The organism is Nonomuraea rhizosphaerae (assembly GCF_019396405.1).
GTDB classification, from domain to species: Bacteria; Actinomycetota; Actinomycetes; order Streptosporangiales; family Streptosporangiaceae; genus Nonomuraea; species Nonomuraea rhizosphaerae.
Genome location: NZ_JAHKRL010000126.1, coordinates 1 through 10,754, shown reverse-complemented (window position 1 = coordinate 10,754; position 10,754 = coordinate 1). Strand labels below are relative to the sequence as shown.

Sequence of the window (10,754 nt, the reverse complement as noted above, 5' to 3'; positions counted from 1 at the left end):
CGCCCCGGCCCGCCCCCGCCACCGCCCGCGTCCACCAGGAGCTGGCGGCCGCCTTCCCGACCGAGATCGTGGAGGTGCACGAGGTCAAGCGCATGGCCGAGGGCTTCCGGCGGCGGCTCGGCCGGGCCGTGGCCGAGGTGCCCGAGCTGCGCGAGCACGTCACCGCCCTGGAGGAGGCCTACCGCCAGGTGGAGGACCTCAACGTCGAGGTGCCCGTGCAGCGGGTGCACGGCGACTACCACCTCGGCCAGGTGATGCGCACGCCGACCGATTGGATCGTGCTCGACTTCGAGGGCGAGCCGGGCCAGCCCCTCGCCGAACGCAAGGCGCTGTCGTCGCCACTGCGTGACGTGGCCGGGATGCTGCGCTCCTTCGACTACGCGGCCAGGCACCTGCTGGCCGACCACCCGTCGCCCGTGTCGCTGGAGTCGCGGGCGAGCGAGTGGGCCGACCGCAACAGGAACGCCTTCCTGGAGGGGTACGTCGAGGGCGGCGGCCGGATCACGCCGGGGGACGCGGCGCTGCTGCGGGCGTTCGAGCTGTCCAAGGCGGTGTACGAGGTGGTGTACGAGGCGCGCAACCGGCCGTCGTGGATCTCGATCCCGCTGGCCGCCTTCCGCCGCCCGGCCTAGCCGCCCGCTCGGCGGAGTTCTTCCACCAGGCCGGACAGGCCCTCGGCGCCGTGACCGCGCGCCACCCGGTGGTCGATGACGGCGCGGGAACGGCACGAGCGGGCCGGGGCCGGGCCGCCGTTGGAGAAGCTCCCCATATCGGCGCCCTGACCAGCGATTATCGGTGTTCGGCCGCCTGCGTCCCGGTTGGACTATTACCTTACGTAGGCGTTGCCGTACATACAGGAGTGGTGGTGTTCCTCCGCATAGCGCTGGCCCTCTTCATCGCCGTATCCGGACACGCCGGTACGGCACCCCCCACAGATCACCAAAAACCCATGGAGAACCAGACACTCCGACCTGTCACGTTCCCGCGATAAACCCAAGATTCGGCACTTTCGGTGATTGTCCCGGTGATTGCGGGCAGTGCCTGGGGTGGAGGGTTGACGTAGGGCAGTGTTGGGAGCATGCCGATGAGGACAGAGCTCGACCGACTCGCGGGCGGGGCGCACCATGACCCCCATTCCGTGCTCGGAGCGCATCCCGTTGAGGGGGGCGTCGTTTTCCGTACGCTTCGCCCGCTGGCCGAGCGGGTGCGGGTGGTGATGGACGACGGGACGTCCCATGACCTGAGACATCAGGCCCATGGGGTGTTCGAGACCAAGGTCCCAGGGCTCGACAAGGTCCCGGCCTACACCTATGAGATCCAGTACGCCGGGTCCGAGCCGTACCAGGCGCGTGACCCGTACCGTCACTGGCCCACGCTGGGCGAGGTGGACCTGCACCTGATCGGCGAGGGACGCCACGAGCGGCTGTGGGAGGTGCTGGGCGCGCGCGTGATGCGGCACGAGGACGTGGACGGCACCGCGTTCGCCGTCTGGGCGCCGAACGCGCGCGGCGTGCGGGTCGTCGGCGACTTCAACCACTGGGACGGCACCGCGTTCCCGATGCGCTCGCTGGGGCGTTCGGGGGTGTGGGAGCTGTTCATCCCCGCGCTGGGGCCGGGCGAACGGTACAAGTTCCACATCCTCGGCGCCGACGGCGTGTGGCGCGACAAGGCGGACCCGATGGCGCGGCGGACCGAGGTGCCGCCGCAGACGGCCTCCGTGGTCGAGCAGACGCAGTACACCTGGCAGGACACCGAGTGGCTGGCCGACCGCGCGGAGCGCAACCCGCAGCACGGCCCGGTCAGCGCGTACGAGGTGCACCTGGGCTCCTGGCGGCCGGGGCTGTCGTACCTGGAGCTGGCCGACCAGCTCGTCGAGTACGTGCGCGACATGGGCTTCACGCACGTGGAGTTCCTGCCGGTGGCCGAGCACCCGTTCGGCGGGTCGTGGGGCTACCAGGTGACCTCCTACTACGCGCCGACGTCGAGGTTCGGCACGCCGGACGAGTTCCGGCACCTGGTGGACCGGCTGCACCAGGCCGGCATCGGGGTGCTGCTCGACTGGGTGCCCGCCCACTTCCCGATGGACGACTGGGCGCTGGCCCGCTTCGACGGGACCCCGCTGTACGAGCACGCCGACCCGGGCAGGGGCGAGCACCCGGACTGGGGCACGTACGTGTTCGACTTCGGCCGCCGCGAGGTGCGCAACTTCCTGGTGGCCAACGCCCTGTACTGGATGAAGGAGTTCCACATCGACGGGCTGCGCGTGGACGCGGTCGCCTCGATGCTGTACCTGGACTACTCGCGGCGTGAGGGCGAGTGGACGCCGAACGTGTACGGCGGCCGGGAGAACCTCGACGCCGTCGAGTTCCTCAAGGAGATGAACTCTGTCTGCTACCGGGAGGAGCCCGGCATCTCCACCGTGGCGGAGGAGTCGACCGCCTGGCCGGGGGTGTCGCGGCCGGTGCACCTGGGCGGGCTCGGGTTCGGCTTCAAGTGGAACATGGGCTGGATGCACGACACCCTCGCCTACCTCCGGCACGAGCCGGTGTTCCGCCAGTACCACCACCATCAGATGACTTTCTCGCTCATGTACGCCTACTCCGAGAACTTCGTGCTGCCCCTCTCCCACGACGAGGTCGTGCACGGCAAGGGGTCGCTGCTCGGCAAGATGCCGGGCGATGAATGGCAGCGCTTCGCCCAGCTCAGAGCGCTGTTCGGGTTCATGTGGGCGCATCCGGGCAAGCAGCTGCTGTTCATGGGCGGCGAGTTCGGCCAGGGCTCGGAGTGGTCGGAGGAGCGCGGGCTCGACTGGTGGGTGCTGGAGTTCGACGGCCACGCCGGCGTGCAGAAGCTGGTGCGCGACCTGAACACCCTCTACCGCGAGACCCCCGCCCTGTGGGAGCAGGACTCGACGCCTGACGGCTTCCGCTGGATCGACGCCGACGACGGACCGGGCAACACCTTCTCGTTCATCCGTTACGCGGCCGACGGGTCGGCGGTGGCGTGCGTGGCCAACTTCAGCGGCGGCCCGCACGAGAACTACCGGCTCGGCCTGCCGTACGGCGGTCGCTGGGAGGAGGCCGTCAACACCGACGCCTACGACTACTGGGGCAGCGGGGTGGGCAACATGGGCGCGGTCGAGGCGGTCGAGGAGGGCTGCCACGGGCTGCCGTTCTCCACGACGCTGCGGGTGCCGCCGCTGGGCACGGTGTGGCTGCGTCACGCCGCGCCGTGAGCGGGCCAGGGTGGGCCGGGGTGGGCCGGGGTGGCCGCGTGATGACGGGCTGTGAAGTGCGTCCGAGTTCGCTGGGAAAGCGGTTGCGAGCTCTGTCCGTACGGGGTAAATCACCCTAAACTCCGAGATCGTGCGACTACGTCCTCTGATCGTGTCCGCGGTTTTATTGGCGCTGGTGCCGACCTCATCGGTGTACGCCGATGAGGTGACGCCCACCCCGACGCCGTCAGCCACGTCAAGTCCCACGCCGGAGCCGACGGCCACGCCCGCCCCGACGCCGAGCACTCCCGAGGAGAAGCTCGAGGACGGGCTGGCGGTGGACGGCGGCACGGTGCGCGCCATCGTCGAGCTGACCGATCCCGCCCAGAACGCCCCGGTGGCGAGCAAGGCGGCGGCCGACAGCGTGGACGTGCTGCTCCAGCCGCGGAGCCAGCCGTTCGTGGTGGTCGAGGGCACCGCCGAGGAGCTGGAGAAGCTGGCCGCCGACTCGCGGATCACCTCGATCCACCGCGACCGCGCCTACCCGCCGACGGCGGCCGAGAACCTCAAGCAGATCGGCGCCGACCAGGCGCACGCCCAGGGGTTCACCGGCACCGGTCAGGCCGTGGCGGTGCTCGACACCGGCATCGACCGCGACCACCCGAACTTCGGCTCCCGGATCGTCGACGAGGCGTGCTTCTCGGCGGTGGACGCGGGCGTGCAGTCACTGTGCCCGAACGGCCAGACCCAGCAGACCGGGGCCGGCGCGGCCGACGCCATGACGGCCAAGTGCATCGCCGACGGCACGAACCTCTGCGACCACGGCACCCACGTGGCGGGCATCGCGGCGGGTGAGGGCGGCGTCGCGCCGGGGGCGGACATCATCGCGATCCAGGTGTTCAGCCGGGTGGACGACGAGTCGATCTGCGGCGAGCCGTCGTGCCTGCTGGCCTACGAGTCGTCGCTGCGGCTGGCCATGGACTACGTGGCCGCCTCGACCCGGCCGATCGCCGCGGTGAACCTGAGCCTGGGCGGCGCGCCGACCGACGCCGCGTGCGACGCCGACGAGGAGGGCGCGGTCTTCAAGCAGAAGATCGACGCCCTGCTGGCCAAGGGCATCGCGACCGTGGTCGCGGCCGGCAACGAGTACTTCGAGGGCGTGTCGTTCCCCGCCTGCATCAGCTCCACGGTGGCCGTGGGCGCCAACAACGACACCGACCAGATCGCCGACTTCTCCAACCGGAGCGCGCTGCTGGACCTGTTCGCGCCGGGCGTGGACATCCAGTCGTCGGTGCCGGACAACCAGACGGCCGTCTACAGCGGCACGTCGATGGCCGCCCCGCACGTGGCGGGCGCGCTGGCGCTGCTGAAGGCCCAGTCGCCGGACGCCGACATGACCAGCCTGGTCGACAAGCTCAAGTCGGCCGGCCGTCCGTACTCGTACACGGCCAACGGAGGGCAGGTCACCACGCCGCGCCTGGACGTGCTGGCCGCCCTGACCGGCGGCACGCCGCAGCCGACCGTCAGCCAGACCGCCGATCCCTCGCCCGACCCGGACACCCCTGACGACCCGGCGGAGCCGGAGCCCGACCCGACGGACAGCAGCGGCCCCACGCCTGAGCCCGAGCCGTCGGAGACCGAGACGGCGCCGACGCCGGTCCCGCTGCCGACGCTGACCGTCACCGTGACGGTGACCGTCACGCCGCAGGCGACCGTCACCACCACGGCGGCCCCCGTGCCGGTCTGCACGCGTGGCACGACCGCCAAGCGCCTGACGGTCAAGCAGTGGGCGGTGGAGATCCACCGGAGCAGCGGCGCGATCCCCGACGCCACGCTCGCCTGTTACCTGAGCCTGGTGAGCAAGTCCAGCAAGGTGTTCCCGGAGCTGACCAAGGCGTCGTCCCTCGGCACGGCGTACAAGGTGCTGAAGGCGAAGAAGACGAACCGCCAGAAGCTGGACGCGGCCCTGCTCACCGGCTGGCTCAACTGGGCTCACGGCACGAACGGGACCTCAACCCTGAAAGCCTCTGAAAAGGTGCGACTCACCGCGAAATCCACGAGTGCGGCGCTGAAGCGGGCGACGAAGAGCGTTCTTCCCCGGTAACCGCAAAGGTTTCTCTGGCTTACATACGTCACTTAGGAAACGAGGACATCACCTTTCACGTGGGTGGGGACTGAGCAGGCATTAGCCCCACCCACGGAGGAACCGGTGAGACTACCACCTCTGGTGACCAGCGCGATCATGCTGGCCGCTCTCATGACAGCTCAGGCCGGACATGCCGACACCACCGACACCCGTGACTCCGGCGACCCGATCATCAGCCCGGCGCTGGTCGCGGCACTCCAGGGGACGGACCGCGTCCGCTCGATCGTCGAGCTGCGGCCCGGTCAGGACGCGACGGCCGTCGCCCAGGACATCCAGGCGGCCTCGAACGCGGCCAGGATCGTCGAGTCCGCCAAGTCGCCGAACTTCTTCGTCGCCGAACTCGACGGGGCCAGCCTGAACAAGCTCAAGGGCGACGGCCGGGTCAGATCCGTCTACAAGGACGAGCTGAGCTCGGCCTTCCTCGACACCAGCACCAAGGTGGTCGGCTCCGACCGGGCCAACGCGGCGGGCTGGACCGGCAGGGGCACCACGGTCGCCGTCATGGACACCGGCATAGACGAGGACCACCCCTTCTTCGCCGGCCGGATCGTGGACGAGGCCTGCTTCTCCACCGCCAACCCCAGCGCCGACGCGGTCTCGCTGTGCCCGAACGGCCAGCCCAGCCAGACCGGCCCCGGCGCCGCGAACTCCGAGATCGCGCTGTGCGTGGTCAACGGCGAGAACCAGTGCAGCCACGGCACGCACGTGGCGGGCATCGCGGCGGGCGCGCTGCCCGCGGTCGGCGCGCCGTCCAACGGCGTGGCGCCCGGCGCGAACCTCCTGCCGATCCAGGTCTTCACCCGCATCAACAGCGCCACGGCCTGCGGCTCCGCGGGCGCCCGCAGCGCGCCCTGCTACCTCAGCTACACCTCCGACCAGAAGCTCGCGCTGGAGTACGTCGCGCGCTCGGCCAGGGAACGGCGCATCTCCGCGGTCAACATGAGCCTCGGCGGCGGCGGCCCGTTCACCGCGCCGTGCGACGACGACGCGAGCGCGGGCGCGCACAAGGCGCAGTTCGACGCGCTGGTGGCGCTCGGCGTCGCCCCCGTCGTGGCGGCGGGCAACTCCGGCTTCGACGGCGTCGCCTCCCCCGCCTGCGTCTCCAGCGCGGTCACGGTGGGGGCGACGGACGACAGCGACAGGATCGCCACGTTCTCCAACCGGGGCCCACTGCTCGACGTGTTCGCGCCGGGCGTGCGGATCAACTCCTCGGTGCCCGACGACTCCTGGGCCGAGCTGAGCGGCACCTCGATGGCCGCGCCGCACGTGGCCGGCGGGTTCGCGGTCATGCGGCAGGCGTACCCGAACGCGACCGTCGCCGAGATCATCAGGAACCTGCAGAACACCGGCACCGGCATCCAGTACGCCTCCGGCTCCGCCCAGGTGAGCACCGAGCGGATCGACCTGGGCAACGCCACCGGCCAGGCCCGGCAGAACGCCTGAGTCACCTCACCACACACCAGCCATTGAATCCCCCCATGTCATGGAGGATCGGTTGCGACTCATGTCCCTGCTGGCCGGCGCGACCGCGCTCGCCATCACCTCGTCGGCGCTCACCGCCGTCCCGGCCCTGGCCGACCCGGAGCCGAAGATCGACTCGTCGATCGCGGCCACCGGGGAGCACCGGGTCATCGTCCGCGTCAAGGATCCGGCGAGGGTCACGTCCATGCTCTCGACCGCCGAACAGGTCGAGCAGGGCACCCGGAACGTCTTCGACCGGCCGCCCGCCGCACTGGCCGGCAAGCTGGACTTCTTCGTCTACCGGGGCAGCCGCGCCGACCTGGAGAAGATCGCCGAGCAGTCCGACGTGGTCTCCATCCGTACGGACAGGCTGAGCGCGCCCACGCTGGCCGAGAGCGTCTCGCTGATCGGCGCGGACAGGGCGCACAGGGTCGGCGTCACGGGCCGCCGCACGTCCGTCGTGGTCCTGGACACGGGCATCGACAACGACCATCCGGTCTTCGACGGGCGCATCGTCGCGCAGGCGTGCTTCTCCTCCGCCTCCCCGGCCGAGAACTCCACCCCGCTCTGCCCCAACGGCGAGCAGTTCCAGATCGGGCCCGGCGCGGCCGACGCCGAGACGCCCGCCTGCATGAACGGCGCGCCGGAGCCCCAGGTCGGCCTCTGCTACCACGGCACGCACGTGGCCGACATCGCCGCCGGCTCCGAGGCGCCGGACTTCCCGTACGACGGGGTCGCGCCCGACGCCGGCATCATCGCGGTCCAGGTGTTCAGCCGCTTCGACAACTCTCCGGACTGCGGGGACGAGTCCGCCTGCATCATGGCCTACGACTCGTCGGTGCTGACCGGCATGGCCTACGCGGAGCTGGTCGCCGATCAGTACAACGTGGCCGCGGTCAACCTCAGCCTGGGCGGCGGCGAGTACACCGAGCCCTGCGACGCCGGCGACGGCGCGGACTTCAAGGCCTCGGTGGACGCGCTGCTGGACCAGGGCGCCGCCACGGTGGTCGCGGCCGGCAACAGCGGCCTGGACGCCGCCGTCTCCTGGCCCGCCTGCGTCTCCACCGCCGTCGCGGTCGGCGCCACCGACAACGGGGACGGCGTCGCGCCCTTCTCGAACCGCGGACCGCTGCTCGACCTCTTCGCCCCTGGCGTCGACATCGAGGCGGCCGTCACCGGTGACCAGTACGCCGTGCTCAGCGGCACCTCCATGGCCGCGCCGCACGTCACCGGCTCCTTCGCCCTGCTGCGTCAGCGCCGCTCGTACGCGTCGGCCGAGAGCCTGCTCGCCTCCCTCCAGCGCTTCGGCGAGCCCATCACGTACCCGAGCGCCGGCGTCACCATCACCACGCCCCGCGTGGACGTCTGGTCCACCCTCCGCTACCGCCTCTGACCCCGGGAGGACCACCGACCGCCCTCCCGCCGCTCCCCTGCGCGAGCGACGGGAGGGCTCCCACCCCTACGCAAGCCACCACAAGACGTCCGCATACCGGCGGTGGGCAGGTGCCGCATCACGGACTCTCGCCGCTCACCCCCACCCCCTGCGCAAGCCACCACAAGACGTCCGCATACCGGCGGTGGGCAGGTGCCGCATCACGGACTCTTGCCGCTTAGGGTGGCTTTTATGGACGCAGGCAAGGCGATCTTGGATACCGTCGACAAGTTCCGCCAGCGGCGCACCGCCCCGCTGGTGCTGGAGCTCGATCTCACCGAAGGGCTCACGGAAGGGCCGCCGGCGGACCCCCTCGCCGCTGTGCTGTCCATGCGCAAGCCGCGCCTGTCCGACGTGCTGTCGGGCCTCAAGCGGGCCAGGCAGGACTCCCGGGTCAAGGCGCTGATCGTCAAGATCGGCGGCAACCCGCTGGGCCTGGCGATGGTGCAGGAGCTGCGCCAGGCGGTGATCCACTTCCGCGCCTCGGGCAAGCTGACGGTCGCGTTCGCCGAGACGTTCGGCGAGTTCGGCAACGCCACCGTCCCCTACTACCTGGCCAGCGCGTTCGAGCGCGTCTACCTGCAGCCCAGCGGCGACGTCGGGCTGACGGGCGTGGCGCTGGAGCAGCGCTTCTTCAAGGGCACGCTGGAGAAGCTGGGCGTCCACTTCGAGGGCGGCCAGCGCCACGAGTACAAGACCGCGGCGAACATGTTCACCCAGGACCACATGACCGACCCGCACCGCGAGTCGATGGCCCGCATCGTCGAGTCGGTCATCGAGCAGGTCACCACGGGCATCGCCGACGGCCGCAGGCTCGACCCGGCCAAGGTGCGCGAGCTGGTGGACAGGGGCCCGTTCATCGGCGCGGAGGCGCTGGAGGCGGGCCTGGTGGACGGCATGGCCTACCGGGACGAGGTGTACGAGGAGGTCAAGCAGGCGGCCGGCGGCGACGCGCACCTGCAGTTCGTCTCCCGCTACGCCAGGGGCGCGGCCGTGCGCAAGCTGCCGCAGCCGACGGCGGACGGCATCGCGCTGGTGCACGGCACCGGGCAGATCAGGTCGGGCCGCAGCGGCCGCAGCCCGCTGGGCGGCGGCGGCGCGATGGGCTCCGACACCGTCAGCGCGGCGCTGCGGGCGGCGCGGCGGGACGAGCACGTCAAGGCCGTGGTGTTCCGGGTGGACAGCCCCGGCGGCTCGTACGTCGCCTCGGACACGGTGTGGCGCGAGGTCGTGCTGACGCGCAAGGTCAAGCCGGTGATCGTGTCGATGGGCGACGTGGCGGCCTCCGGCGGCTACTTCGTCTCGATGGCGGCCGACGTGATCGTCGCGCAGCCGGGGACGCTGACGGGCTCGATCGGGGTGTTCGCCGGCAAGCCGGTCACGGGCGGGCTGCTGGAGAGGCTGGGCATCAGCTCCGAGGTGGTGGCGGAGGGCGGCAACGCCGGGATGTTCTCCACGACGCGCGCCTTCTCGCCCGAGCAGTGGGAGCGGGTCAACGCCTGGCTGGACCGCATCTACGACGACTTCGTGGGCAAGGTGGCCGAGGGGCGCGGGCTGACCCGCGATCGGGCGCACGACCTGGCCCGCGGCCGGGTGTGGACCGGCGCCGACGCCCAGGACAACGGGCTGGTGGACGAGCTGGGCGGTCTGGAGGACGCGCTCGGCCTGGCCAGGAAGCGCGCCGGGCTGGCCGCCGACGCGCCCGTGCGGGTCTATCCGCGGCTGAACCCGCTGGAGCGGCTGCGCGGGCCGGAGTCGAGCGAGGACAAGGCCGCCGCGCTGACGAGGGTCCGGCTGGAGGCGTGGGGGCCGCTGGCACGGCTGTCGGCGGAGCTGGGGCTGCCGGTGGCGGGGCCGTTGTCGCTGCCCGGGTGGTACGTGATCCGCTGAGGCTCGTGAACGCGTGACGGACCGTTCGGGCTGAGGTCCCTCGGGCGGCTACCTCCTTCGGGGGCCCGCGGGTCGTCAGACCGGGCGGTAGCGGCCGCGCAGGCGTACCAGGGGCTGGAGGGACGGCGTCACGTACGGCACCGCCAGCACCCGCGCCACGAACAGCGTGTGGTCCCCGGCGGGGACCACCTGGGTGGTCTCCGCCTCCAGGGCCGCGACCCCGCCCTCGATCACGAACGCGCCGGAGTGGGCGCCGCGGTGGTGCGGGACGCCCGCCACCAGGTGGCGGGCGCTGGGCCGCCCTGCGGCGGCGAAGCGGCTGGCGATGGCGGCCTGGGCGTCGGACAGCAGCGATGCCGCCCAGCGGTCCTGGCGCAGCAGCACCTCGCTGAGGTAGCCCGCTCCGGCCAGGCTGACCAGGACGAGCGGCGGCTCCAGCGAGACCGACATGAGCGCCGACACCGTGACGCCCAGGTCGTCGCGGTCGTCGCGGACGGTGATCACCGCCACGCCCGCCGCGAGCTGCGCCATCGCCGCGGTGAACTCGGCGGTGAACTCCCCGGTGAACTCGCTCACCGCGAGGGCCCCCGGGACGCGGGGACCCTCGCGGG

8 protein-coding genes are annotated in these 10,754 nt (G+C 71.5%); 6 read left to right on the top strand and 2 right to left on the bottom strand.

Going from position 1 to position 10,754, the window contains the following annotated elements; translation table 11 throughout:
- Nucleotides 1-632 (top strand): phosphotransferase (locus KME77_RS06230; RefSeq protein WP_219462832.1); only part of this gene is annotated, 632 nt, incomplete at its 5' end.
- Here KME77_RS06230 and KME77_RS06225 read toward each other — a convergent pair.
- Entirely contained in the window at nt 629-769 is a 141-nt protein-coding gene (locus KME77_RS06225) for a hypothetical protein (protein WP_219462831.1), read from the bottom strand. The two genes, KME77_RS06230 and KME77_RS06225, sit on opposite strands and share 4 nt — an antisense overlap.
- Nucleotides 770-1,084: 315 nt before the next feature.
- Between KME77_RS06225 and glgB the strand changes: the two genes are divergently transcribed.
- The 5 genes from glgB to sppA all read left to right on the top strand — a co-directional run bounded on the left by glgB (nt 1,085) and on the right by sppA (nt 10,143).
- A complete protein-coding gene (glgB, locus tag KME77_RS06220; protein ID WP_219462829.1) occupies nt 1,085-3,235 on the top strand; it encodes a 1,4-alpha-glucan branching protein GlgB in 2,151 nt (716 codons plus the stop codon).
- 130 nt (nt 3,236-3,365) lie between these two features.
- On the top strand, nt 3,366-5,318 hold the full coding sequence (locus KME77_RS06215; protein ID WP_219462827.1) for a S8 family peptidase: 1,953 nt from the start codon (nt 3,366-3,368) through the stop codon (nt 5,316-5,318).
- A 105-nt stretch (nt 5,319-5,423) separates the two neighbouring features.
- Nucleotides 5,424-6,803, top strand: a complete 1,380-nt coding sequence (locus KME77_RS06210) for a S8 family peptidase (protein ID WP_219462825.1) — start codon at nt 5,424-5,426, stop codon at nt 6,801-6,803.
- Nucleotides 6,804-6,864: 61 nt separating this feature from the next.
- Nucleotides 6,865-8,214, top strand: a complete 1,350-nt coding sequence (locus KME77_RS06205; RefSeq protein WP_246609253.1) for a S8 family peptidase — start codon at nt 6,865-6,867, stop codon at nt 8,212-8,214.
- A gap of 231 nt (nt 8,215-8,445) precedes the next feature.
- Nucleotides 8,446-10,143 (top strand): signal peptide peptidase SppA, encoded by a 1,698-nt coding sequence (sppA, locus tag KME77_RS06200; protein WP_219462822.1) that lies wholly within the window; start codon nt 8,446-8,448, stop codon nt 10,141-10,143.
- A gap of 75 nt (nt 10,144-10,218) precedes the next feature.
- On the opposite strand, the gene KME77_RS06195 is transcribed toward sppA, so the two are convergent.
- A complete protein-coding gene (locus KME77_RS06195; protein WP_219462833.1) occupies nt 10,219-10,674 on the bottom strand; it encodes a flavin reductase family protein in 456 nt (151 codons plus the stop codon).
- Between the last annotated feature and the right edge of the window lie 80 nt (nt 10,675-10,754).

Excerpts from the sequence above, each read along its gene's own strand:
- KME77_RS06225 (WP_219462831.1), bottom strand. The coding sequence starts at position 769 with ATGGGGAGCTTCTCCAACGGCGGCCCGGCCCCGGCCCGCTCGTGCCGT.
- glgB (WP_219462829.1), top strand. The coding sequence starts at position 1,085 with ATGAGGACAGAGCTCGACCGACTCGCGGGCGGGGCGCACCATGACCCC.
- KME77_RS06205 (WP_246609253.1), top strand. The coding sequence starts at position 6,865 with ATGTCCCTGCTGGCCGGCGCGACCGCGCTCGCCATCACCTCGTCGGCG.
- sppA (WP_219462822.1), top strand. The coding sequence starts at position 8,446 with ATGGACGCAGGCAAGGCGATCTTGGATACCGTCGACAAGTTCCGCCAG.
- KME77_RS06195 (WP_219462833.1), bottom strand. The coding sequence starts at position 10,674 with ATGGCGCAGCTCGCGGCGGGCGTGGCGGTGATCACCGTCCGCGACGAC.